The organism is Fictibacillus terranigra, from assembly GCF_030412265.1.
In the GTDB taxonomy this organism is placed as follows: domain Bacteria; phylum Bacillota; class Bacilli; order Bacillales; family Fictibacillaceae; genus Fictibacillus_C; species Fictibacillus_C terrinigri.
Genome location: NZ_JAUHLN010000002.1, coordinates 759,523 through 784,415, shown reverse-complemented (window position 1 = coordinate 784,415; position 24,893 = coordinate 759,523). Strand labels below are relative to the sequence as shown.

The following is a 24,893-nucleotide window of genomic DNA, read 5'->3' as shown; positions in this document are numbered from 1 at the left end:
CCATGTTCATCCACTGCCTGGTTCCACCAAATCCAGGCTCTCTGAAAGCTTCAAGAACATGTACTTTTCTTTTTCATCGCCGTAAATCATTTAATTAAAAACAGTATATAAAAGTTACGCAAGAATTGCAACAAGACTACTCAGCAGGAATATGAAAAAACCGGATGCGAGAAGCGGAAACACAAGATCGCCGGATATTCGCTCCGAAAGTTCGAAGTTGGAGTGCGCTTCTTGGCTGTCAGCATATTCTGCTGATTTAGAAAAACTTTTTAGTACTTTTCTAAAGGCCCTGGAAAAGAGATCGAAAAATCCTCCTTTAACAACAAACAATGCAAGCCCGATGATAATTAGTGCCAGTGAAACCATGAATAGATTATTGATTAAATGAATGAAATGAACTTTCTTCTCAGATACAAACTCTATGGCAAGGGCGAGCAATATAGATCCCGCGGTCAATAACCAGGTCGAAGGCAAACGTGACATCAAATTTCTCCTATCTTTAATACAAGTTGTTTTATACATATTACCATGAAAACCTGGAAGAGAAGTAATACTTTATACCCAGTGACAAATGTGCCTTTTAGGCATTTGGTTTGCTTTTAGTTGCAATTTTTCCGGAAAACAGCAACCGGTGTGGGGTAATAAAGGAGGATAAACTTCTATTTTTTTTGGAAATTAATGTCTTAAAAACAGAAAGAAAACGACGGACGAAGTAGGGACTTTATACCTATTTTTTGTTAATAAAACGTAATTATTATGGGCTTTTTGTAAAAGTCGTAAAAAAAAGTATATGCATAATAGTTAGAAAACTTGTATAATACGGTTGTGGGCAAAATGTCTGATAATTCACGAAGCTTTGGTCCACTAATTAGGTAAACAGAAAAAGGGGAGGTCAATCTATGAAGAAGACAAAGTGGTCGTTACTTCTGGCGATCGTGCTCGTATTGAGCGTCTTCCTTTCTGCGTGCAGCGGAAAGAACGATTCAGATGGAAAAGAGAAAGCCAGCGGCACAACTGATGGTGAAGGTTCAAAAGAAAAGGTTCTTAACCTTTTGGAAACTTCTGAGATCCCGTACCTTGATAATATCATGGCGGACGACTCTGTATCTTTAAACGTTGCAAACAACGTTTACGAAGGTCTTTACACATTAGATGATAAAGATCAGCCTGTACCAGCAGGAATTACTGGTGAGCCTGAAGAAAAAGACGGCGGGAAAACATGGGTATTCAAACTGCGTGATGACGCAGTCTGGAGCAATGGTGAAAAGGTAACGGCAAATGACTATGTATTTGCTTGGAGAAAAGCAGTAGCGAAAGAAACAGCTACTCAATACTCTTTCATCTACCAAGTAGCAGGCATCTTGAATGCTGATAAAATCCTTAACCCTGAAGACAAAATGTACAACAAAACAGATCAGCTAGGTGTTAAAGCGATCGACGATCATACTCTAGAAGTTAAATTCTCTGGTGATACCAGTGCAAAACCATACTTGAAAGCGGTTCTTTCATTCCCTACTTTCTATCCGCAAAACGAAAAATTCGTTAAAGAGCAAGGTAAAGAGTTTGCTCTTGAAGCAGACAAAGCACTTTACAACGGGCCTTACACCCTTACTAAATGGGAGCATGAAAAAGGCTGGGTAATGAAAAAGAATGAAAAGTATTGGGACAAGAAGAACGTAAAAGTTGACACAATCAACACTAACGTAGTTAAAGAAGAAGCTACACGCATCAACCTGTTTGAAACTGGAAAGGCAGACCGCACTTCCATTTCTGCAGAGTACGTTGACCAATACAAAGACAAGAAAGACATCTTCAGCACAGTTCCTGAATCAACAGTTTTCTTCCTTCGCATGAACCAAAAGAACAAAGCTTTGGCTAATGAAAACATCCGTCATGCTATAGACATGGGCTGGGATAAAAAACAGCTTACTGATGTTCTTTTGAACAACGGTTCAGTACCAGCATTCTTCTTAGTACCTTCTAAATTTGTTAACGGTCCAGACGGAGCTGACTTCCGTGAGAAAAACGGAGATCTTAACAAAGGCGATGCTGCAAAAGCAAAAGAATACTGGGAAAAAGGCTTAAAAGAGCTTGGAACGAAAAAAGTTGATCTTACACTGCTTAACTATGACAGCGATACTGCACAAAAGGATGCTCAATTCATCAAAAACCAACTTGAGAAGAACCTTCCTGGTCTATCTCTGAAAATTAAGCCACAGCCGTTTAAGCAAAAACTTAAACTTGAAGAAAAATTAGATTATGACATTTCTTATGCTGGCTGGGGTCCTGACTATCCAGATCCAATGACTTTCGTAGACATGTTCATTACTGGCGGATCTCACAACGAAATGAACTACTCTAACAAGAAGTATGATGAGCTAATCAAAAAAGCATCAGCTGAAACTGATCTTCAAAAGCGATGGGATATGATGCAAGAGGCTGAAAAAATCTTGATCGAAGAAGATGCAGCGATCAGCCCAATGTACCAACGCGGATTGGCGTTCATCACAAAATCTAACATCAAAAACATCCACAACCACTCATTTGGTGGAGATTACAGCTACAAAAACTGGGATGTTCAGTAAAAATTTGGTTAAATAGCTATACGCGGAGAGTATATGTCAGTAAGCCATATACTCTCCTTTTAACTGCAAAAGTCCCACAAGTTGAAATTTGTCGAAAATTCAAATAAAACTATTGTAGGATATTGTCAACTTGAATATTATAGAGATATAGGCATTTTGTTGGGGTTTATTTTTAGGAGGTGCAATAGTGGTTCGTTTCGTACTCAAACGTATGCTATACATGCTGATCACACTATTTATCATTACTTCATTTACATTTTTCTTAATGAAACTGCTGCCGGGTTCTCCGTTTAACAACGAAGAAAAGCTGACGGATGCACAAAAATTTATTTTGAATGAAAAGTACGGGCTTAATGATCCTGTGCCTGTGCAGTACTTTAACTATATGGGGAATCTTCTTAAAGGTGACATGGGTGTTTCATTCCAATATGATAATCGCCCGGTGTCCACAATGATTGCTGAACGTATAGGTCCTTCTGCTGTTTTAGGTATTGAAGCTACAATATTTGGAACCATTATTGGTCTGATTTTAGGTATCGTCGCTGCCTTAAGACATAATACTGCAGCCGATTATGTGTCATCTTTATTTGCAGTACTCGGAATATCGATTCCTTCCTTTGTATTTGCCGGTCTATTGCAATATTACGTGGGAGTTAAGCTGGATTGGCTGCCGGTAGCCCTTTGGGATGGTCCGAAATATCATGTTCTGCCAGCACTTTCGTTATCTGTTTTTGTTATAGCAACTGTTGCCAGGTTCATGAGAACGGAAATGCTAGAAGTGTTGGGACAAGATTATATTACAACTGCTAAATCCAAGGGTTTATCAAAATTAGTCGTTATCTATAAACATTCGGTAAGAAATGCGCTGATCCCGGTTGTTACCATTTTGGGGCCGCTGGCGATCAACCTGATTACCGGGACACTGATCATTGAAAAAATCTTTGCAGTCCCAGGACTGGGGTATCAGTTTGTGGGATCCATCACACTGAATGACTATCCGGTTATCATGGCTACCACCATTTTTTACAGTGTATGTTTTATCGTTGTTATTTTAATTGTTGACATTTTGTACGGAATTATTGACCCGAGAATAAGGGTTGCAGGAGGCAAGGGGTAATGAGCATGCGAGAAAAACAACTAAACAATGACTTGTTCCAGCCTGCGGTCATCTCTATGGAAGCTTCTGAAAAAATTACAGAGGAAAGCACTTCTTTCTGGCAGGATGCCAGAAGACGTCTATTTGAGAACAAAGGATCGGTTGCTGGTTTAATAATCATCGCCGTGATCCTGTTGTTCGCTTTTCTTGGTCCTGTTTTGAGCCAGTATGGTTTTGATGATCAGGATGTGAGCCGTGCGAATTTGCCGCCGCGTATTCCGGTTCTAGAAAAAGTCGGTTTTTTAGGCATTGACGGAGTAGATATCCGAGGCGTAAATCAATATGAAATGAAGAACCAGAAAGATAACTATTACTGGTTTGGAACTGATGCATTGGGAAGAGATCAATTTGTAAGGGTTTGGAAAGGAACTCAAATCTCTTTATATATCGCATTTTTAGCTGCAGCAATTGATATGGTTATCGGTGTTGCATATGGAGCGATTTCTGGTTACAGGGGCGGACGGACAGATAATATCATGCAAAGGATTATTGAAATTGTAATCGGAATCCCGAACTTGATTGTTATTATCCTGTTTATTTTAATATTGGAACCAGGTATTCTATCTATTACTATTTCACTTGTTATAACAGGCTGGACCACGATGGCTCGTATTGTCCGCGGTCAAATATTAAAGCTGAAAAACCAGGAGTTTGTAATGGCATCGCAAACATTAGGTGCAAATAGCTCAAGAATTTTGACAAAGCACATGTTCCCCAATATTTTGGGTTCAATTATCATTACATCCATGTTTACCATTCCGAATGCCATTTTCTTTGAAGCATTTCTGAGCTTTATCGGATTAGGGATTGCTCCGCCGACAGCTTCTCTAGGATCATTGGTAAACGAAGGGTTTAAATCACTGCAAATCTATCCTCACCTAGTATTATATCCGGCTGTAATCATTTCATTGATCATGATCAGCTTCAACCTATTGGGTGACGGACTGCGTGATGCACTAGATCCTAAGATGCGTAAATAGGGGGAGAAAAGATGAAAAATATACTTGAACTTAATAATGTCAATGTCTCCTTTCATACGTTTGCTGGAGAAGTTAAAGCCGTCCGCGGGGTAAGCCTGCACCTTGAAAAAGGCGAATCTCTTGCGATTGTAGGAGAGTCCGGCTCTGGCAAGTCGGTTACTTCAAAAACTATTATGCGATTGCTGCCTGAAAAAACGAGTGAAATTAAAGAAGGAGAAATCCTTTTTGAAGGAAGAGATCTTACTAAGCTTTCTAACCGTGAGATGGAAAAAATCCGCGGTTCTGAAATCTCTATGATTTTCCAAGATCCCATGACTTCCCTAAATCCTACGATGACTGTTGGAAAGCAAATCATGGAAGGTCTTCGTAAACATCAGAACCTATCTAAGAACGAAGCGAAAGAAAGAGCGATCAATCTATTAAAGCTAGTAGGTATTCCAAATCCAGAAATTCGAATCGGAGAATATCCTCACCAATTCTCTGGTGGGATGAGACAGCGTGTTGTTATCGCGATCGCACTTGCGTGTAACCCTAAAGTATTGATCGCGGATGAGCCCACTACCGCACTTGACGTTACAATTCAAGCTCAGATTCTTGATTTGATGAGAGATCTTCAGCAAAAAACTGGAACCGCGATTATACTTATCACCCATGACCTTGGTGTCGTAGCCAACCTTTCTCAAAGGGTAGCGGTGATGTATGGTGGTACGATTGTTGAAACAGGAACAACGGATGAAGTGTTTTACAATCCTAAACATCCATATACATGGGGATTGCTTTCTTCCATGCCGAAATTAAACACGAACGATAAAGAATTGCTGGCGATCCCTGGTACGCCTCCAAACTTGCTTAACCCGCCGAAGGGCTGCCCATTTGCAGCTCGCTGCCCTTATGCTATGCAGGTTTGTGTGGACCATATGCCTGATGCCTCAGACGTTACCTCAACGCATAAAGCGGCTTGCTGGCTGCTGGATGAGCGAGCGCCTAAAGTAGAACCGCCTGAAGCTGCATTAGTAGGAGGTGCCCGTTAATGGCAGTTGTAGAAAGAGAAAAGCTATTAGAAGTAAAGAACCTGAAAAAGCACTTTAATGTTGGCAAGAATGCTGTGCTGAAAGCAGTAGACGATGTTAGCTTTGATATATATAAAGGTGAAACACTCGGGCTTGTTGGAGAATCTGGCTGCGGGAAATCAACGACTGGAAGAACGATTATCCGCCTATACGAAGCTACAGCGGGCAACGTTTCCTACGAGGGTGTTGATGTTCACGGAAAGAAATCCAAAAAAGAACTGAAATCGTTTAACCGCAAAATGCAAATGATATTCCAGGATCCCTATGCGTCCTTAAATCCAAGGATGACGATCAAAGATATTATTGCCGAGGGAATAGATATTCACGGCCTCGCGAAGAACGATAAGGAGCGTATGGAGCGAGTATATGAGCTTCTAGAAACCGTGGGTCTTAACCGTGCTCATGCCAGCCGCTATCCTCATGAATTCTCAGGCGGACAGCGCCAGCGTATTGGTATCGCCCGTGCACTTGCTGTAGACCCTGATTTCATCATTGCTGACGAACCGATTTCAGCCTTGGACGTATCCATCCAGGCACAGGTGGTTAACCTAATGATGAAACTTCAAAAAGAACGCGGGCTGACTTATTTATTTATTGCCCATGATCTTTCCATGGTAAAGCATATTTCCGACCGTGTAGGCGTGATGTACCTTGGAAACATTGTCGAGCTTGCTGAAAGTGACGAGCTTTACGAAGAGCCTCTTCACCCTTATACGCAAGCGCTTCTGTCCGCGATTCCAGTTCCGGATCCTGAAGTAGAGCGCAGCCGGGAACGTATTATCCTTGAGGGGGATATTCCCAGCCCGATCAGCCCTCCAAGCGGCTGCCGTTTCCGAACGCGCTGCCCGCATGCCATGGATGTTTGTGCCAGCGCCGTTCCAAAGTGGCAGGAAGCTAGAGAAGGCCACTGGGTTGCATGCCATCTTTATGACAATGATTTGAACAATGAGAACAAACAGTAGGTAATAACGCGATCTCCTGTATATCAGGGGGTCGTTTTATGTTATGTTTAAAAGGGGTTATAAGGATTATTTGAAACGAGGTAATGGAATGAGTATCACTTTAATTCTGGATAGTGCAAGCGACTACTGCGTAGAGCATCATACATTATCCGTTCCTTTTGTCATCATTCCGCTTAATATTACGTTCAAAGATGACCATTATTTAGATGGTGTTGATATTAGCATGGATGAATTTTATGAGCGGATGGCAAAAGAAGAAAGTCTTCCAAAAACAAGCCAGCCATCTCCTCAGGCTTTTTATGATGTTTTTCTTTCCGAGCTTGACAAAGGAAACGAGCTGATTTATCTAGGGCTTTCATCGAATCTGAGCGGTACTGTTCAAAGCGCTGGAATTGCGAAAGGGATGCTGGATGAAACGGTTCAGAATAAAGTTCATATTATTGATACAGGAACGGCTTCTGCAGGAATTCACGTTTTGCTGAAGGAAGCAGAGAAGCTTGTGCAGGAAGGCAAGAATGCTGTCGAAATAGTGGCGAGCATCAATGAGAAAAAACAATCGATACTGGGTTATGTATTACTTGAAACATTGGAGAATGTTAAAAAGGGCGGCAGGATTTCTGCGGTCCAGGGAGCCGTTGCTGAATTTCTGAATATAAAACCTCTTCTTTCCGTTCAAAATGGGATTGTTGGAACGGTTGGAAAGTACAGAGGGAAGAAAAAAGGATTAAATAAGCTGATGGAGCTTCTTCATGATTGGAAGCAAAAGCATCCTGAAAAGGAGCTTTTTATCATTCATAGTCTTCCGTCCAAAGAGGACGTCATCAAGGAGTTTGGTGATCTGTTTTCGTTTCATGCGTTTAAATCAATTTCTTTTACCCGTTTTGGAAGTACGATTGGGACGTACGCCAGCGAAAATGCCATTGGTTTTATCTTCCATTAACAGTATATACGAAAACACTCCGTATGGATATCATCTATACGGAGTGTTTTAGATTTTTTGTCTCATAATGAGCATCCACCAATCGGTCCAGTTTTTTAATTCGGTTTAAGGCCGTTCTATGGTCAAGCTTACGATAATGGTGCAATCCGCCAGGCTCTTCATCCGCTTCATCCGCAAGTGCGACTACACGCTGAAGGGGTAATAGCTGAAGATGCCCTTCGGGTAAATACGAATCCGTATGAAGGAGAATGGCAAGAGCGATCTCTTTTGCTTTTTTAGGATCTTCTCCAAGCTCAATGAGTAGTTTATGTGCTCTTTCAGCACCTTTAATCGCATGAATGTCATTTTCCTTATAGAGGGAGTAATCCCACTGGCCGTTTGTATACCAGGTGTAATGGCCGATGTCATGAAGAAGTGCTGCTTTTGTAGCCAGGTCGGGGTTGACGCCATGCTCATTAGCGAGTGAAAACGCTTGGTATGCAGTTGAAATCGCATGAACAAGTCCAGAACGTTCCAAATACTTTTGAGCAGATGGATGAAGGAAAAGATCGGTCAGTCTTACGTTTCTCATTTGATTCTCTCCTTTCTGCAACAGTCTCCAGCCATCGGCTAGGAGAAAATGCTAAAAATGTATATTGTTAAATACTATACCACCGTTTCACGTCTTAATCAATGAAATAGTTTTAAAATCTAACAAAAAAAAGGCTCACTTGAGCCTTTTTTTATTTAAAAATAGTCGTTCCACCGTCTGGAAACCAATTGGGCAATATCTTCCCTGGTTTCCACTGTTTCGGGATAAAAAGGTTTCATCCTCGCATCTATGATGATAGGTCCGCTGTATTTAATCTTGTTGCGTACTACTTCATGTTTGGCGTAGAGGTCATAAGCGGGATCGAAACGGGTAAACGTTGTCCATAAGAATTGTGACTGAGTTGCAGCGATTGAGGCATCGTCCACTAAAAATACGAGCTGCCAGTTGTTAAGCTGCTCTTCTCCTGTTCGAAGGAGTCTTTCACCAAACTCTGGATCCTCGACAAATGCCGGGCCAGATACACATAAACAGCCTCCGCAATACGCCTGAACGTCATTAATGCCTGGAATCGTTCCGCCTTCATACAAACGTTTCAATTCTCGTACTGGCTCTCCAAGACCTGTCATGATGGCTTTGCTGCCTGTATTGAATTTCCGGCCGGTATAATCAAGCGTATCCATCGATGTATCGTGAAGGATCAACAGATCACGTTCAGGAAGGAATCTTTCCAACACGGCTTCAAGAAGCTGAGAGAAGTCCTGAAGATCAACTTCTTTGTTAGTTACCATGAGGAACTTGGTTAACGTAAGCTGTCCCTCACCCATAATTCTAAAAGCGTGTGCGAGGCCTTCCTTATAATACGATTCACGTACTACAGCTCCTGCAAGCGCGTGGAAACCGGTCTCTGCATAAGTCCACAGCTGTTTCACCCCGTTCATGACTACTGGAAAGAGCGGGCTCATGAGTCGCTGAAGGTATTCACCGATAAAATAGTCTTCCTGTTTTGGTTTTCCTACCACCGTTGCGGGATAGATGGCGTCTTTGCGTTTCCACATGCGATTCACGTTGAAAACAGGGAAATCGTGTGCCCATGAATAATATCCGTAATGGTCGCCAAACGGGCCCTCAGGTTCTCGGATGTGTGGCGGGACAAATCCTCCAAACGCAAACTCGGCTTCCGCGATCAGCGGGTGGGGATGACCCGGTGCTTGTGTAAGGTTCAGCTTGTCTCCCATGAGCATGGAAGAAAACATAAGCTCAGGCACTGCTTCAGGAAGAGGCGCAATGGCGCTGATCACTAGAGCAGGCGGTCCGCCAAGGAATAATGTCACAGGAAGGTTTTCATTCTTTTGTTCGGCGGCATAATGGTGGAAGCCGCCTCCCTTGTGTATTTGCCAGTGAATACCCGTTTTTTTCTCTTCTTTGATCTCAATGCGATACATACCAAGATTATGCTCGTGTTTATCTGGATGCTCGGTGTAGACGAGCGGAAGCGTCACAAACGGGTTGCTGTCCAGGTGCCAGCCGGTCAGGGCAGGGAGCTTCTTCATGTTTACATCAGACGTGAACGATTCCATGATCGGAGCTTTTGAAGGTTTGATGTTTCTTGTTCCGATCTTAAGGACGTCTTTAATCATCCCTTTTTTGCCCCACAACTTCCCAGGAGATGGAGGGAGGAGGTCATCGATGGAATCGACCAGCTGTTTGACCAGAGCTTCTGGTCTGGGGCCAAAGGCAAGTTCAACCCGGCGGATCGTACCAAACAGATTGGTCACAACGGGTATGTCGCTTCCTTTCACATTTGTAAAGAGAAGGGCAGGCCCCTGTTCATCAATAATTCTTCGATGAATTTCCGGGATCTCGAGGTAAGGGTCGACCTCGGCGTTTATCTCAGTGATTTCATTTTCTTTTCGTAACTGTTCAATAAATGATCGCAAATTAATATGCATGAATCTCCACCTCAAGTATGTATGTTCTTTTTTTATCTTCACAAAAAAACAACTTCTCGTAAAGCCAGAAGTTGTTTACTGGTGTCTTCGTTGTACGTTTTTCCAATTGGACTGAAAAGATTTTGAGCGTTCTACGAATTTAAATACTGATTTGCCGCCGAACACTTTAAGCGAGAACCAATGGGATAGGATTCCCATAAAAGCAGTCAGCCCAATGATGAAAATAGCGAGCAGCAGTAAATCACGGAAAAACTGCACCATCTTATCCCTCCGGTGAAAAGGCATACATTTCCTCTCTCTATTGTATAAGATGTTTATCCCTTTGGAAAGAGGGAAAACTAAAACGATTTCTTTTACTTACTCTATAACTAAATAACTACAGTTAGGAGCTGGCATGACTCTATGAATTGGTATGATAAATTAAATCAGTACTTTCCCGTTGAGGAAATGAAATCACAGGAACATATGGAACTCCTTTTAGAAGATAAAGGAGACATTTATCATAAAGATGAAGGTCCACACCATGTTTTGATGTATGTGGAGCTTGATGATTTTATTTTTATTGATTATTTGTTTGTTTCAAAAGAATCCCGCGGTCAGGGGTTAGGGAAGAAACTGCTTCAAAAACTGAAGGAAAAAGGAAAACCGATCATCTTGGAAGTGGAACCGGTTGATTATGAAGACTCGGATACTGAAAAACGGCAGCGGTTCTATCGGCGTGAAGGGTTTAAGCATGCCTCTAAAATCGGTTACCAAAGGAGATCACTGGCTACGGATAAAGTGAACGTGATGGAGATTCTGTATTGGGCGCCAAAGGGAGAAAGTGAAGAAAGTATTTATGAAAACATGAAAAAGACGTATAATGAAATACATACGTACAAAGATAAAGAATTGTACGGCAGAGCTTATCAGGATGTAGCCGATGTGCTCACCTTTCAGCACGATAAAGACGCCATAACCGAGTAATTTCTATGGCAAGGAGGTATCTGCATGAAAGCCAAAGATAAGAAAAAACAAAGCAAGCGCGAATTATTGAAAGAGATGCTCAAAAAGAATTTAAAAGGCTTATCTACGGTTCCTAAAAAAGGACCTGCATCTCAAGTCAAATCCATTGCATAAAGCAAGTATAGGATGAAAAGTTTTTTTCATCCTATTTCTTTTTATGTTTTATGAAACTTTTTTCTGGGTAAAACGTCTATATAAATGAGAGCACACGTTATGAAGTTGTGTTGTACAAGTTTTATTATATTTTTGTGAAGACCTTTTTTGTTTAAAGAAAATGTAGTATAATAAAAAATATGATTTAATAACTATTATAAAGTAGGGGTTAAATCAGTAGGATGGGGAAGGAGAAGATCCATATGGTTACTTTATTTACTTCGCCGAGTTGTACATCTTGTCGTAAGGCAAAAGCGTGGTTAAAAGATAACGACATTCCATACCAAGAAAGAAATATTTTTTCAGAGCCTTTGAGTATAGAGGAAGTTAAACAAATCCTTCGAATGACGGAGGATGGGACGGATGAAATCATTTCTACCCGTTCAAAAACATTTCAGGAATTAAACCTGAATGTAGAGACCATGCCTCTTCAGGATCTTTATCAGCTTATTGCTGACAATCCTGGACTTTTAAGACGGCCGATTATCATGGATGAAAAACGACTCCAGGTAGGCTACAATGAAGATGAAATCAGAAGGTTTTTACCTAGAAAAGTCCGTACGTATCAATTGCTCGAAGCACAGCGTATGGTTAATTAAAAAAGCTTCTACAGATTAAGTTCTGTAGAAGCTTTTTTTATCTTACCGTTTTGGTTTACGTGAATGGATGTAATTGGACAAAAGACCGGCCAATATAACTCCCGTCACAACAAGGGTGGTCAGACCAGCCTCTAAGTTCGGATTTTTGTGAAAGAAGGGCTGAAGCTCTTTTTCTGATGTGAGCATTTCGCCAGCGGTGTAGGCCAAAATGCCAGCACCAAAATAGATAAGAAGCGGGAAATGCTCCATAAGAAGAAGGATCGCCTTGCTGCCCCATATAATAATCGGAACGGATATAATGAGTCCCATAATCACAAGATGGACCGATCCTTTTGAAGCACCGGCAACAGCCAGTACATTATCAAGGCCCATTGCGATGTCGGCGACAACAATGGTGCGGATCGCAGAAAATAAGGTCATCCCTGGTTTAATATTGTTATCGTTTTCCTCATGTACAATCAGCTGAAAGGCGATATAGGTCAAAAGCGCTCCTCCAGCCACATAAAGAAAAGGGATCTTCAGCAAATAGACAACCAGGATGGTTAAGATGATCCTGATGAAGATGGCGAGGCCAGTTCCAATAAAAATCGCTTTATTCCTCTGATGTTCAGGCAAGTTGCGGCTCGCGAGAGCAATAACGATTGCGTTATCTCCACCAAGAAGAACGTCGATGGCGATGATCTGCATGAGGGCCAGGACAAAATCTGTATCCACGAAAGAAAAACCCCTTTCAAGTGCTAAACAAAACGATGTATGTTAAAATGTACAAAACTTCTTTCAAATAAAGACCATTTATTCTTAAAAAAAGGGCCGAAAATGGTCAGCATTTTTATTTCCAACTTTGATGTTTTGTCATAGAATAGAAGTACAAGAATGAGCCAGCTATGGATTGAATTTTCTTTTTTTAGGAAAAAGTGACAATACATCATACCCAGGGGAAATTATCCCTTCATAGGTTACAATACGGTTAGAAGGGAGAGAACGAAATGGAAATAGAAAGAGTAAATGAATTTACAATTAAATTTTTTATAACGTATAGAGATATTGAAGACAGGGGTTTTGACCGTGAAGAAATCTGGTCTAATCGTGAGCGGGGGGAAGAACTGTTCTGGGAAATGATGGATGAAGCGCATCAGCAGGAACAATTTCCTTTAGAAGGCCCATTGTGGATTCAGGTGCAAGCCTTGGATAAAGGGCTAGAGATTATCGTAACAAGAGCTCAAATGTCAAAAGACGGCACCAAGCTTGAGCTTCCTCTTGGAGATGAAAAGATCGATCTTCCTGTTGATAAGAACATTGAGAATTTGCTTGATCAGCAGTTTACTGCGGATGATCAAGAGGAAATAGAAGATATCGAGCTTGCAGACGAAGACTACTTGTCCTTTCTGTTACTTTTCAGTGATTTTGAAGATATGATCATGCTGTCACACAATATTGACAGTTCATTATTCGCGAATTCCCTTTACCACTTTGATAATAAATATTACTTGTATGTTACGTTCAATCCTGAAACAACGGACCGTGAGCAGGATGACTTATTGTCTCAACTGCTTGAGTATGGCTCAGATTCAGATGCATCCATTCATCGAATTCAAGAGTACGGGAAAGAGATTATTGCTGAGCGGGCGCTGGAAGACATTTCAGCTCACTTTACATTGTAAGAATGCACCGATTTCAAACTTGGAATCGGTGTTTTTTATTTGAGACGCCTTGTAAAAAGAATTTATTTACCATAAAATAAGAAAAAAAGAGGTGATGCTATGCTTGTTGCCCATTTGATAACGGGTAAAAGAATCAACCTTCTTGCGGGGTATACGAGAGAAGAACTGAAGTCTATACAAAATGAAAGCGGTTTTTATTGTCCTCACTGCAAAGAAAAAGTTCGAATAAAGGCAGGCAATTTGAAGATCTGGCATTTTTCCCACCTCCCCGGTTTATCGAACTGTATCCTATCGAGCGGAGAATCGATTTACCACCTTCTTGGCAAAAAGCTTCTGTACGAACAGGCCATTAAAGAATTTCCAGAAACACTTCTGGAACCCTTTTTCCCGGAAATCTCCCAGCGCCCCGATTTATTCATCCCGCCCGGCGGTGCCATCGAATTTCAATGTTCCACTATTCCGGCTCCGGTTTTTATTGATCGCTGTAAAGGCTACATCAACTGCGGGCTGGCACCTGTCTGGATCTTAAGTAAAAAAAGGCTGAAAAGACTTAACGCCTCCACGTTTCAAATCCATTCGTTTGATTGGCTGGCCGCACGGACCGACTCGTCACGTCATCCATTGCCCTCTCTTTTATATTTTTGTCCTGATGAAGCCAAAGTTTACAATCTTTCTTCCATTGTTCCCGTTACATCCACACGTGTGTATGGAAAGCTTCATTCTATTCCTCTGAGCGACTATTCTTTTAAAACAGGTTTCCACCATCTTCCCCCAAATAAGAACGGTGCATTATTTCAGGCTAAATCCTGGCTGCATAGGAAAAAACAGTGGAGGCTCCATGCCTTCAAACAAGACCATCTGACATATCACCGTTTAAAAATCCTCTTCCTCAAACATCGTTCCGCTATCGCTTATTTCCCATCTGAAGCAGGGATGCCGGTTCCCTATGCTTATACCCTGCATGAACCTTCCTTTGTCTGGCAGTCCTACGTACTCCTTTCCTCGGTTGTACCTGTTCCAATTGGAGAACTTGTTACGTTTTCGGCTGTTTTTAACCATTTTAAATGGCTGGTCTCAAAAAAGCTCATAACACCAAGGCAGTTGCCGCTCATTCATGGTGTGCATTATTCATTTGCTATCATGCAATATCTTGAACTCCTTTGTTTTTATGGAGTGATGAAGCGAGTTGGAAAAAAAGATTTTGTTAAGCTGAAGGATCCCGTATTTCCAAATACCATGGACAAAGCAATCGCCAATGATTTTATTTTGATGGAGGCAGGGCTAAAACATGGTGTGAATATTCTGTTTTCTGGTAAAATGTAGGTATGCACAAAATTTAAGCAGGAGGTGCCGCTGCATGGCTCAAACAAAATCAAAATCTCTTCCGAAACGGGAAGAATTACCACAGCAGGATACATGGGATCTTGAAGCCATTTACGAAACGAACGACAAGTGGGAAGAAGAATTTAATGAAATAAAAGGATTATTGCCTGAGTTGAAGAAGTTTCAAGGAAAACTTGGTGAATCAGCAGAAACGCTGTATCATTTTTTTCAAAAACAGGACGAGCTCACAAAAAAGCTTGGGAAGCTCTATACATACGCCCATATGAGGTACGATCAAGACACAACGAATTCATATTATCAAGGATTGAATGACCGTGCATCCAATCTCGCAACACAGGTTAGCAGTTCACTATCGTTTGCGGTTCCTGAAATTTTGTCTTTGCCGGAAGAGGTCATTCAAGGGTACGTAAAAGAATATAAAGATCTGCATTTATATCAGCATGCCCTGGATGAGATCAATCGCCAGCGGCCGCATGTGCTTTCTAAAGAGGAAGAAGCTCTCCTTGCTGATGTCAGTGAAGTAACAGCAAGTGCCAGCACAACATTCGGAATGCTGAACAATGCGGACCTTAAATTTCCTGACATTAAAGATGAGAACGGGGAGGAAATTGAAGTTACACACGGCAGGTATATACGCTTCTTAGAAAGCAGTGACAGGCGTGTGAGGGAAGATGCGTTCAAAGCGGTATATGGAACGTATGATACATTTAAAAACACGTTTGCAAGCACATTGGCAGGCACTGTGAAAAAAGATAATTTCTTTGCCAGAACAAGAAAATTTGAGTCTGCCCGGGAAGCTGCTCTACACAGCAATAATATCTCCGAAGAAGTATATGAAAATCTGGTCAAAACTGTAAATGATCATCTTCATCTGCTGCACCGTTATGTGGACATTCGAAAGCGTGCTTTAAATGTGGATGAGCTTCATATGTACGATCTATATACACCGCTTGTGCAGGATGTGAAGATGGAAGTACCATACGGGGAAGCGAAAAAACTTGTGCTTGAAAGCTTGGAACCGATGGGCGAAGAATATGTGAATATTGTAAAAGAAGGTTTCGAAAAACGCTGGATTGATGTGCATGAAAATGCAGGGAAACGAAGCGGAGCCTATTCGTCTGGTGCTTATGGCACGATGCCCTATATCTTGCTGAACTGGCAGGATAATGTGAATAACCTTTTCACATTGACACATGAGATCGGGCACTCGGTTCACAGCTATTATACGAGAGAATATCAGCCTTATCCTTACGCTGATTATTCCATCTTTGTAGCTGAAGTAGCGTCCACGTGCAATGAAGCATTATTGAATCATTATATGCTGAACAAAACTAAGGACAAGCAGGAAAAGCTGTATCTGTTGAACCATCACTTGGAAGGCTTCAGGGGAACGGTATTCCGTCAGACCATGTTTGCCGAATTCGAACAGGCAATCCATGTAAAAGCAGCGAACGGGGAGCCGTTAACACCAGAACTTCTCACCAAGATTTATTACGACCTAAACGTTAAATATTTTGGTGAAAATGTGGTCATCGACAAAGAGATCGGCCTGGAATGGTCAAGAATTCCACATTTCTATTATAATTTCTATGTGTATCAATACGCAACAGGCTTCAGTGCGGCCGCTTCCCTTTCTAAACAGATCTTGGAAGAAGGAGAGAGTGCGGTTTCCCGTTACATCGAATTCCTGAAAGCAGGAAGTTCTGATTATCCGATCGAAGTACTGAAAAAAGCGGGTGTTGATATGACGACCTCTAAGCCAGTTGAGGATGCGCTAAAAGTCTTTGAAGAAATATTGGATGAGATGGAAAGTTTATTATTTGAAAAATAAAATGAAAAGAGCTCTTTATCGGCAGACCCGGTAAAGAGCTCTTTTAATTGTGGAAAGGTCTTTTCAATTTATTTCGGTAGTTGAGACACAATAAAAAAAGAAAGATGGAAAGAAAAAGCAGAGGAACGGACAGTGCGAGAGAGATCATTTTTAACAGTGACAGAAGAAAAAAATAAAAACAGCCGGCAATAAACAACAAAGACAGTGTAAAAAAGAATAAAAACATGGAGTCCCTCCTTGTCTCCATTGTATTCAAGGAAGTCCAGAGCTATTCAATAAAAAGACGAACCTTAGGGAAAGGTTCGTCAGCCCGTTTGTGATGTATTGTATCTCCAGAATGTACCGTGTTTAACCGGAACACGTTCAACCACTTGTTTAAGAATAAGTTTCTTCATGGCTTTTTCAATTTCGCTCGGTGCCATGTTGTACACGACGGAAAGTTCTTTCGTAGCCACAAACCGATAAATTCTCATAAACTCCTCAAGCGGTGGAGGGGACTTGGGTTCTGGATGAAACCCGAGCATCTCACCAATGATTTCTACATAAATTGAATATTGGTAGCTCCCGGCAATTTTTATCCCGTCTTCTTCAGCTTTATCATTAAATATGACGAGGGTAGGAATCTCGTCAATTTCCATCTCATTTGCAAATTTCCTATCACACTGGAGGGCTTTTATCGCTGATTGTGAATGCATATCCTTAATGAATTCATAAGCGTCCAACCCAGCGTTTTTTGCGATCTCAAAAAGTGCTTCCTCTTTAGAGATATTCTGCTTTTGCAAAAACAATTGCTCTCTCAGTTTGCGCAAAAACTTGTTTCCTGATTGCTTTCCTTGCAGTTCAGCTGCTTTTATGGCCAGGAATACAAGGTAGGGAGCCAGGATCGGATCTTCAAACCAAAGATCACCGTCACAGCTCATACCCGTCCGATTTGCGATTTTATCCCAACGGTCTGCGATGCGTTCAGCGGACTGCTGGCCTTTCCGTCTAAAAGAATTTAGGGATTCCAATCTCCCGCCAATGATGTGCCTTAATGTGAAATATTGTCCATACTCAACCTGAAGCTTCTTTAAAATAGGTTCCAATGCCCAGCATTCCGGGCATAATGGGTCAATGACAGAGTATAATTCCAAGGGCTTATGACAGCTGGAAGCACTTAGATTACCCTTGTGCTTCGCTTCATAAGGATATTCGGCTTCAAAAGGTGTCAAGAGTTATTCTCCTTTCCATGGCTATCATCGGACGTATTTACCATATGATAAGCGGTCATGGTTAGACGGCTGGTGATAAAATCCCTCAGAGGTCCTTCAAGGGAAACAGAATCCATTGCTTTCCCCATACATTCAAGCCAAGCTTTTGCATGGCGTTCTGTGATTGGAAATGGCATGTGCCGTGCTCTAAGCATAGGATGCCCATGTTCCATCGTATATAATGATGGACCGCCAAGAAACTGAGTAAGAAATTGAATCTGCTTACGGGCAGTTTCAGATAGATCATCAGGAAAAAGGGGGGCCAGGACTTCGTTCTGTTTAACATGGTGGTAAAAATTTGTCACCATTTTTGTAAGAACCTCTTCTCCGCCCAGATGTTCATATGGGGTCATATCCATTTCATTCATGGTGAAAACTCCTTCAACATTTTTCACAAAATCGGTTGCAGAACTGGGATTTGGGTGACCGATGATCACATAAAAAATCCTCAGGGTTAAATGGTGCCGGACTTGATAACCCTATTGTAGCAAGGGTATAGCAGGATTAGCAAACAATAGGATTGCCGAAGGAGCCCATGAAAAAACCGCCCCAATCGAAAGGGCGGTCAAGCATTCATTGTCTGGTAAGATTCCATCACTTTATTCACATAGTTTTGAGTTTCTTCAAAAGGCGGGATCCCTCCATATTTGGCCACATTGCCCGGACCGGCATTATAAGCAGCCAGTGCGAGTTTTTCATCCCCATCGTAACGTTCAAGCAGCTGTTCTATGTATTTAACTCCGCCTTCAATATTATCTTCGGGATTATAAGGGTTCTGTACGCCTAGTGATTTTGCCGTTGCAGGCATTAGCTGCATTAATCCCATAGCACCAGCAGGGCTTTTACTCAAAGGATTAAAACCGGATTCCTGCTGAATGACTGACCGGATGAGGCCAGCATTTACGCCATATTTAGAGCTCATTCTCTCGATGATAGAATCGATATCTTTCGGAGCGGATGAGATGGAATGATGGTGCTCTAATGACGGGGTGTTTGGAACAGCCGGCATTGCTGGTGTGCTGATCGCCGGCATGACGTGAACTGCAGCAGGCTGATCAAACCCAGCCGCTTTACTTAATTGCTGCAGGATCATAGCGAAGGGTGATGATCCAGGAGTGGATGCTGTTCCATTAACATTAAGCTGTTGAAGGGCTTGGATTTCCATCAGCCATTTCATTGTATCTATTTTCATTTTGTTCTCTCCTCAATCTATATGTATAATCATATCAAATGAGGAAGAATTAAACAATTAAAGTTCGCTGCTTTTTGCTTCAAAGAACCGCTGGATTTTATTAAGTGTTTTTCTTTCGGGTATTCCTTTCTCCTGTAAAAAACGGTGGAAATCTGCTTCTCCCTGTTTTCGTTCCTTTGCTTCGTATTCAAGTTCATAATCGGTAATGGAAAGGTATTGATTTTCATCAAGGACAAGAATCCCGCCAGCCGTTTCTGTTTCCGCCCGTTTCGTTGTCAGTGCCCCAAGGTAATGGACGTTTTGTGGTTCGATACCTAGGCCAGAAAGTATGGAATAGATTTGCCCTTCCACAAATTTTTCTCCATTCATGAATGCCTTGTACTCTGTTTCGCTGAGGTTTTGATGGGTTTCCAGCAGTCCTTCCGGATGCGGCTGTTTTAACGTTAAAACAAAGTAACCTTGTTTTTCGCGGATTCGGAGTGCACTGAGGTGCTGTTTAAGTAAAAAATCAGGGGTGTCGAAGTAATAGTTGGTCTGGGTGGCAAATGATTGTTCTCTTAGTGAAAGCTCATTGGATAACCGAAAGAATTCATCAGGTGTCAGCATATTTTTAAACTCTATTTCAATTTCTTGCTGCATATCAAGCACTCCTTCTTCGTATGTATTGCTAGAAACCCATTATGACACAGCCTTATTTGATTCTCAAATGACAAACTGACTCAATAATTATGTTAAACTAAAGAGTAGAATAATTGTTTTAGGAGGTACAGCATGGCAATCAGACACAACGTAAGTCAAGCAGTTACAGGAGAACAACTTACGCTCAGCATAGAGGAGGGACAAGGCTTTTCTGAATGGAAAGACGGCAGCAGGATGCTTGTTGATTCAGATCAGCTTTCATTTATCTATGTTATGGAGACAGAGGACGACCTCGTTTATATCGGTCTGCCTGAGCCGCTTTGGGGTCAATTAAATGAAGCGTTGGTGAATGAACTTCCCGTTGTTTTAAAAAAGGCTGAGGAGGACACTTTTTTCGAGCTGTCTTCCCTGCATGCTGAACTGTCTTATCTGCTCGAAAATATTAAAGACAACAGCAATTATGGTGACGATATGCTTAAAGCTGTAGATCGATCATTTACAGTGAACAGCAAGTAAAGTATTTAGAGGAAGGTGGATGAGGCAATGGATTGGGAGACCCTTCTCGCCCCCTACAAACAAGCAGTAGATGAATTAAAAGTAAAATTCAGAGGAATCCGGGAACAATTTCAGAAGACCACGAAGCAATCACCGATTGAATTTGTCACAGGAAGGGTAAAGCCTATTAACTCTATTTTGAACAAAGCCTCGCAAAAGAATATTCCGTTTGAAAAAATAGAAGAAGAGATTCAGGATATTGCCGGATTGCGCATCATGTGCCAGTTTACGGATGATATTAAGAAAGTCATCGATATGCTTAGAAACCGCAAAGACTTCGAAATTGTTGAGGAGCGGGATTATATTACTAACAAAAAGCCCAGCGGTTACAGATCCTATCATCTGGTCATCCGTTATCCCGTACAGACCTTAGAAGGTGAGAAGCCTTTACTGGCTGAAGTTCAGATCCGTACATTGGCGATGAATTTCTGGGCGACCATTGAGCATTCTTTAAATTATAAATATCATGGACGAATCCCGAAAGACATCCAGCTCCGTCTTCAGCGGGCAGCAGAAGCCGCAAGCCGCCTGGACGAAGAGATGGCTGAGATTAGAGGAGAAGTTCAGGAGGCTCAAATCGTGTTCTCTGAAAGAACAGATGCTGGAAAAGGCTCCAATCCTTCTACATAATTTCTTCAGAAGCAGGTGATCCATACGTGAAATTTGCCATTATTTCAAAAGGCGACCAAAAATCAAACACGCTGAAACAAAAAATAAAAACCTATCTGCAGGAATTCGAGCTGCAATACAATGAAACAGAACCGGATATTGTCATTACCGTTGGCGGTGATGGCACCTTGCTGCATGCATTCCACCATTATGTCCATCGGATCGATCAGACGGCATTTGTAGGGATTCATACCGGCCATCTGGGCTTTTTCGCCGATTGGGTACCTGACGAAGTGGAAAAGCTAGTGATTCATATTGCAAAGACTCCATACCAGATTGTAGAATATCCGCTTCTTGAAGTGACCGTCCGCTATTTGGATGATGTCGATGAAAAAAGCTATCTTGCTCTAAATGAATGTACAGTAAAAAGCGGGGAAGGTTCTCTCGTCATGGATGTGGAGATCAAAGGCGACCTGTTTGAAACGTTCCGGGGGGACGGCCTCTGTATTTCAACTCCTTCAGGAAGTACGGCCTATAACAAAGCACTTGGAGGGGCGATCATTCACCCATCTCTCCCTTCCATTCAGCTCTCAGAGATGGCATCCATCAATAACAGGGTATTCCGTACCATCGGTTCTCCCCTGGTGCTTCCTCAGCATCATACATGCATGCTGAAGCCTGTGAACGATGTAGATTTTCACATCACGATCGACCATTTGTTTCTGCTGCAAAAGAAAGTGAAATCGATACAGTGCAGGGTAGCGGAGGAAAAGATCCGGTTTGCCCGATTCCGCCCTTTCCCATTCTGGAAAAGGGTGAAGGAAGCGTTCGTTACTGATTAACAGGAGAAATTATGACTGCATTTAACATAACATGGACCGTTAAAGAAGACGAAGCTGGTCTGCTTCGTGAGTTTTTGCGGGTCCATAAAAAGATTTCAAAAAGTGCACTCGCTGATATTAAGTTTACAGGCGGGGAGCTTCTCGTAAATGGAGAGCCTTCTACTGTCAGAAAACATGTGCGCACCGGGGACGAGGTTGAAGTCCGGTTTCCACCCGAGGAAGTCAGTTCCCATATGGACCCCGTCCCCATGCCCCTTGATATTCTTTATGAGGATGAGCATCTTCTCATCGTGAACAAACCAGCAGGACTTCCAACCATTCCTTCGCGTTATCAAACAAAAGGCTCTCTGGCCCAGGGAGTTCTTTCTTATTATGAACAGGAGGGAGTTCACAGCACCTTTCATGCTGTGAATCGTTTGGATAAAGATACATCAGGCCTTCTCATGATCGCGAAACATCGTTTTGCACATTCCCTTTTTTCTCAGCAGCAGAAGGTAAAGGCGATCAATCGAACCTACCTGGCCGGAGTGAAAGGTCTTTTTAAGAGACTCAGCGGGACAGTGGACGCCCCTATCGGCAGGAATGAAGATAGTTTGGTGGAAAGAATGGTTACGGAACAGGGACAAAAATCAGTGACCCATTATTCGGTGGTTAAAGAGATTGAGGGAAATACCCTCGTTTCTCTTCAGCTCGAAACGGGAAGAACCCATCAGATCCGAGTCCACATGTCACATATCGGCCATCCTCTGCTGGGGGATGATCTCTATGGCGGACCGGTCGATCAGATCGCCCGTCAGGCACTTCACAGTTGGAAAGTATCTTTTTTTCATCCCTTCGAAGAGAAGCTGATGAACGTAGATGCCCCGCTTCCGCAAGATTTGCAGCAGCTTTTCGGAAATATGAGAGAACAATAAAAAAGCCCTTTTGATGGGCTTTTTTTTTTACCTATGTAAAACTCCTGAATTTTTCCTCTACAAACCTCATAGAAGAAGGAACAGACACTGTTTGTCTTTCAGGGTACCTAAGGGCGGTCAGGCGATTGCCAAATACACAGCCTGTATCAATGTTGATGGTCCCGTTGATTTCCCTCGGTTCTAAAACAGGAGTGTGGCCGTACACGATATAAGCCTGTCCGTGATATTGGCTGGACCAATCTTTTCTGACTGGTGTTCCATCCGGATTCGTTTTCCCCGTAATATCGCCATAAAGGACAAAGCTTTCGACTTTCTTTCCGCTCTTGCCAATTAGATCTTCCCTGATCCCTGCATGGGCAACCACGAGCTGGCCATGGTCGAGTAAAAGGTACAGGGGCGAGCTTTCATAGAGCTCCATAAAATTTTTTTTAACGCTATTAAATTCATCTGCTGGGAGTTCCTTCAACTCTGCAACTGTTGTTTCGAGGCCATGCATAATCTTAACGTTGCGCCCCAAGAAATACCGGTACAGCTTATTGCAATGGTTTCCGGGAACATACAAACCTTGATTGTCTTTACATAGCTGATAAACATGTTCCATAACTTTGATTGAACGGGGTCCTCTGTCGGTGAGATCACCGACAAACACAAGTTTCCGATTGTCTTCATGTACTGGCCGATCATTTTTCCAGGCGTATCCCAGCTTTTGGGTGAGTTCATAATATTCATCCCAGCAGCCATGGATGTCGCCGATGATATCATAGTTCATGCTCTTCACCTCGATTATCTGTACTTACTATAACCAGGAAAGAAAAGAAAAACACCTGCATCACAGGTGTTTTACTCAAACATATATTTTCTTGTTCTCGAACGGACATTAAGGACTAAACCAAAGGCAATCATTTGGGCAAGAACTGAACTTCCTCCGTAACTGATAAACGGGAGCGGGATACCTGTGATCGGCATGACCTGGATGTTCATACCAATATTTTGGAAAACCTGAAACGTGATCATCCCGATAACACCGGCACATAAGTAACTACCAAATGCTTCGTTGCTTTCTAGCGCTGTATTGATCATTCGATAGATCATTAGGAAGAATAGAGAGATCAGCACACTCGTACCGATAAAGCCCCATTCTTCTCCAACGATGGAAAAGATAAAATCTGTCTGTGCTTCAGGCAGATACACAGAACCATGGGTGAACCCTTTACCGAAGAGCTGACCTGAACCGATGGCCATTAAGGCATTTCGGATGTGGTACCCTTCGTCTTTGTGGCCGTATGGATCTAGCCATGCGTAAAAACGTTCAAGCTGATATTCATCCAGAATGTGATCCAGGAAAAATTGCGGGAATGTAAAGTAGATCCAAACCAGCAAGGTGATAAACAGGACTCCAATTAATATAATCACAGAAATGATCCGCCAGCGGATGCCGGATACAAGCATCAGACTTAATGTAAGGGCGATGAAGACCAGGCTTGTACCAAGATCGGGCTGCATCAGGATCAGCAGCATCGGAGGCGCCACTATCAGCGCAATCTTTCCGATCAGCAACAAATCTTCATGCAGCGTTCTCACGATGTATTTTTCGTTATGGGTGGCGATGGTATTGCTGATTGTGATAATCAAAGCTACCTTCATCAGCTCAGAGGGCTGGAGAGCAAAGGGGCCGAAGCGAAACCAAGCTCTTGCACCGTTAATGTTCGGAACGAGTGATTCAGGAGCTATTACAATCCCGATTAAGAGCAGGATGCCGAAACCGTACAGATACCATGATAGTTTTCTAAACTGGTCAAAGTCCAGGACCATTACACCTACAATGGCAAAAGCACCAATCACATACCACATGAGCTGTTTGATAACGAAATTGGAATCATACTGTGCGATTTCCTGTGCACTGTATATAGCCATACAGCTGATGCATATCATAAGAAACAGTAAAAATATTAAATTATAATCAATTTGCTGCAGCGGGGTCTGCCTGTTATTTTCCATCTCATTCATACTCCTTATCTCGGATAACATGTTCTATCTTACCGAAAAATGAGAGGTTTGCATACTGAAAAGGTGGACATTAATTTGACAATTGCTTTACTTCTTTTTTATAGTGGACGAAATTATG

General features: G+C 42.1%; 27 protein-coding genes and 1 other annotated feature (1 of these 28 running past the window's edge). Of the genes, 16 read left to right on the top strand and 11 right to left on the bottom strand.

Annotation, left to right across the window (positions count from 1 at the left end; all coding sequences use genetic code 11):
* Positions 1-86, bottom strand: a binding site (T-box leader); it reaches 146 nt to the left of the window's first position.
* Between the two features lie 28 nt (positions 87-114).
* The gene (locus QYF49_RS11890) at positions 115-483 is read right to left on the bottom strand and encodes a DUF3899 domain-containing protein (RefSeq protein WP_290399804.1); all 369 of its coding nucleotides are present in this window, start codon (positions 481-483) and stop codon (positions 115-117) included.
* A 416-nt stretch (positions 484-899) separates the two neighbouring features.
* Between QYF49_RS11890 and QYF49_RS11885 the strand changes: the two genes are divergently transcribed.
* The 6 genes from QYF49_RS11885 to QYF49_RS11860 all read left to right on the top strand — a co-directional run bounded on the left by QYF49_RS11885 (position 900) and on the right by QYF49_RS11860 (position 7,693).
* The gene (locus QYF49_RS11885) at positions 900-2,585 is read left to right on the top strand and encodes a peptide ABC transporter substrate-binding protein (RefSeq protein WP_290399803.1); all 1,686 of its coding nucleotides are present in this window, start codon (positions 900-902) and stop codon (positions 2,583-2,585) included.
* 187 nt (positions 2,586-2,772) lie between these two features.
* Positions 2,773-3,702: an oligopeptide ABC transporter permease gene (gene opp3b / locus QYF49_RS11880; protein ID WP_290399802.1), complete on the top strand. Its 930-nt coding sequence runs from the start codon at positions 2,773-2,775 to the stop codon at positions 3,700-3,702.
* Between the two features lie 5 nt (positions 3,703-3,707).
* Positions 3,708-4,721, top strand: a complete 1,014-nt coding sequence (gene opp3C, locus QYF49_RS11875; protein ID WP_290400430.1) for an oligopeptide ABC transporter permease — start codon at positions 3,708-3,710, stop codon at positions 4,719-4,721.
* A gap of 11 nt (positions 4,722-4,732) precedes the next feature.
* Positions 4,733-5,752 (top strand): ABC transporter ATP-binding protein, encoded by a 1,020-nt coding sequence (locus QYF49_RS11870; protein WP_290399801.1) that lies wholly within the window; start codon positions 4,733-4,735, stop codon positions 5,750-5,752.
* Complete coding sequence (locus QYF49_RS11865; RefSeq protein WP_290399800.1) at positions 5,752-6,753, top strand: ABC transporter ATP-binding protein; 1,002 nt, start codon at positions 5,752-5,754, stop codon at positions 6,751-6,753. Before QYF49_RS11870 ends, QYF49_RS11865 begins: the two co-directional genes overlap by 1 nt.
* A gap of 88 nt (positions 6,754-6,841) precedes the next feature.
* The gene (locus QYF49_RS11860; protein WP_290399799.1) at positions 6,842-7,693 is read left to right on the top strand and encodes a DegV family protein; all 852 of its coding nucleotides are present in this window, start codon (positions 6,842-6,844) and stop codon (positions 7,691-7,693) included.
* A 34-nt stretch (positions 7,694-7,727) separates the two neighbouring features.
* Here the strand turns inward: QYF49_RS11860 and QYF49_RS11855 are convergent, their stop codons facing one another.
* The 3 genes from QYF49_RS11855 to QYF49_RS11845 form a co-directional block, all read right to left on the bottom strand.
* Positions 7,728-8,264, bottom strand: a complete 537-nt coding sequence (locus tag QYF49_RS11855) for an HD domain-containing protein (RefSeq protein ID WP_290399798.1) — start codon at positions 8,262-8,264, stop codon at positions 7,728-7,730.
* Positions 8,265-8,419: 155 nt separating this feature from the next.
* Complete coding sequence (locus QYF49_RS11850) at positions 8,420-10,174, bottom strand: UbiD family decarboxylase (protein ID WP_290399797.1); 1,755 nt, start codon at positions 10,172-10,174, stop codon at positions 8,420-8,422.
* A gap of 75 nt (positions 10,175-10,249) precedes the next feature.
* Complete coding sequence (locus QYF49_RS11845; protein WP_290399796.1) at positions 10,250-10,435, bottom strand: hypothetical protein; 186 nt, start codon at positions 10,433-10,435, stop codon at positions 10,250-10,252.
* A gap of 141 nt (positions 10,436-10,576) precedes the next feature.
* Here QYF49_RS11845 and QYF49_RS11840 point away from each other — a divergent pair, with 141 nt between their 5' ends.
* The 3 genes from QYF49_RS11840 (at position 10,577) to spxA (ending at position 11,931) form a co-directional block, all read left to right on the top strand.
* Complete coding sequence (locus QYF49_RS11840; protein WP_290399795.1) at positions 10,577-11,140, top strand: GNAT family N-acetyltransferase; 564 nt, start codon at positions 10,577-10,579, stop codon at positions 11,138-11,140.
* Between the two features lie 24 nt (positions 11,141-11,164).
* The gene (locus QYF49_RS11835) at positions 11,165-11,293 is read left to right on the top strand and encodes a hypothetical protein (protein ID WP_290399794.1); all 129 of its coding nucleotides are present in this window, start codon (positions 11,165-11,167) and stop codon (positions 11,291-11,293) included.
* 242 nt (positions 11,294-11,535) lie between these two features.
* A complete protein-coding gene (gene spxA, locus QYF49_RS11830) occupies positions 11,536-11,931 on the top strand; it encodes a transcriptional regulator SpxA (RefSeq protein WP_290399793.1) in 396 nt (131 codons plus the stop codon).
* 42 nt (positions 11,932-11,973) lie between these two features.
* Here spxA and QYF49_RS11825 read toward each other — a convergent pair whose 3' ends face one another.
* A complete protein-coding gene (locus QYF49_RS11825) occupies positions 11,974-12,645 on the bottom strand; it encodes a TerC family protein (RefSeq protein ID WP_290399792.1) in 672 nt (223 codons plus the stop codon).
* A gap of 272 nt (positions 12,646-12,917) precedes the next feature.
* Here QYF49_RS11825 and mecA point away from each other — a divergent pair, with 272 nt between their 5' ends.
* From mecA to pepF, 3 genes are all read left to right on the top strand, one after another.
* Positions 12,918-13,592: an adaptor protein MecA gene (gene mecA, locus QYF49_RS11820; protein WP_290399791.1), complete on the top strand. Its 675-nt coding sequence runs from the start codon at positions 12,918-12,920 to the stop codon at positions 13,590-13,592.
* Positions 13,593-13,691: 99 nt separating this feature from the next.
* Positions 13,692-14,915: a competence protein CoiA gene (locus QYF49_RS11815; RefSeq protein WP_290399790.1), complete on the top strand. Its 1,224-nt coding sequence runs from the start codon at positions 13,692-13,694 to the stop codon at positions 14,913-14,915.
* A 34-nt stretch (positions 14,916-14,949) separates the two neighbouring features.
* The gene (gene pepF / locus QYF49_RS11810; RefSeq protein ID WP_290399789.1) at positions 14,950-16,767 is read left to right on the top strand and encodes an oligoendopeptidase F; all 1,818 of its coding nucleotides are present in this window, start codon (positions 14,950-14,952) and stop codon (positions 16,765-16,767) included.
* Positions 16,768-17,072: 305 nt separating this feature from the next.
* On the opposite strand, the gene QYF49_RS11805 is transcribed toward pepF, so the two are convergent.
* From QYF49_RS11805 to QYF49_RS11790, 4 genes are all read right to left on the bottom strand, one after another.
* Entirely contained in the window at positions 17,073-17,978 is a 906-nt protein-coding gene (locus QYF49_RS11805; protein WP_425589567.1) for a ClpXP adapter SpxH family protein, read from the bottom strand.
* On the bottom strand, positions 17,975-18,385 hold the full coding sequence (locus tag QYF49_RS11800; protein ID WP_425589566.1) for a globin domain-containing protein: 411 nt from the start codon (positions 18,383-18,385) through the stop codon (positions 17,975-17,977). The genes QYF49_RS11805 and QYF49_RS11800 overlap by 4 nt, the downstream gene beginning before the upstream one ends.
* Before the next feature lie 197 nt (positions 18,386-18,582).
* Complete coding sequence (locus QYF49_RS11795; protein ID WP_290399788.1) at positions 18,583-19,209, bottom strand: lytic transglycosylase domain-containing protein; 627 nt, start codon at positions 19,207-19,209, stop codon at positions 18,583-18,585.
* Positions 19,210-19,266: 57 nt separating this feature from the next.
* Entirely contained in the window at positions 19,267-19,848 is a 582-nt protein-coding gene (locus tag QYF49_RS11790) for a CYTH domain-containing protein (RefSeq protein WP_290399787.1), read from the bottom strand.
* 132 nt (positions 19,849-19,980) lie between these two features.
* Here QYF49_RS11790 and QYF49_RS11785 point away from each other — a divergent pair, with 132 nt between their 5' ends.
* From QYF49_RS11785 to QYF49_RS11770, 4 genes are read left to right on the top strand one after another with little or no spacing between them, the layout of a single operon-like run.
* Positions 19,981-20,364 carry a UPF0738 family protein gene (locus QYF49_RS11785; protein WP_290399786.1) on the top strand — a complete coding sequence of 128 codons (384 nt, stop codon included), beginning with the start codon at positions 19,981-19,983 and terminating at the stop codon, positions 20,362-20,364.
* Between the two features lie 27 nt (positions 20,365-20,391).
* Positions 20,392-21,033, top strand: coding sequence for a GTP diphosphokinase (gene yjbM / locus QYF49_RS11780; RefSeq protein WP_290399785.1), 642 nt, complete (start codon positions 20,392-20,394; stop codon positions 21,031-21,033).
* Between the two features lie 26 nt (positions 21,034-21,059).
* Positions 21,060-21,854 carry an NAD kinase gene (locus tag QYF49_RS11775; RefSeq protein WP_290399784.1) on the top strand — a complete coding sequence of 265 codons (795 nt, stop codon included), beginning with the start codon at positions 21,060-21,062 and terminating at the stop codon, positions 21,852-21,854.
* Positions 21,855-21,865: 11 nt separating this feature from the next.
* Complete coding sequence (locus QYF49_RS11770) at positions 21,866-22,768, top strand: RluA family pseudouridine synthase (protein ID WP_290399783.1); 903 nt, start codon at positions 21,866-21,868, stop codon at positions 22,766-22,768.
* Between the two features lie 31 nt (positions 22,769-22,799).
* Here the strand turns inward: QYF49_RS11770 and prpE are convergent, their stop codons facing one another.
* The gene (gene prpE / locus QYF49_RS11765; RefSeq protein WP_290399782.1) at positions 22,800-23,537 is read right to left on the bottom strand and encodes a bis(5'-nucleosyl)-tetraphosphatase PrpE; all 738 of its coding nucleotides are present in this window, start codon (positions 23,535-23,537) and stop codon (positions 22,800-22,802) included.
* Between the two features lie 71 nt (positions 23,538-23,608).
* Positions 23,609-24,766, bottom strand: a complete 1,158-nt coding sequence (gene rodA / locus QYF49_RS11760; RefSeq protein ID WP_290399781.1) for a rod shape-determining protein RodA — start codon at positions 24,764-24,766, stop codon at positions 23,609-23,611.
* Positions 24,767-24,893 lie beyond the last annotated feature (127 nt).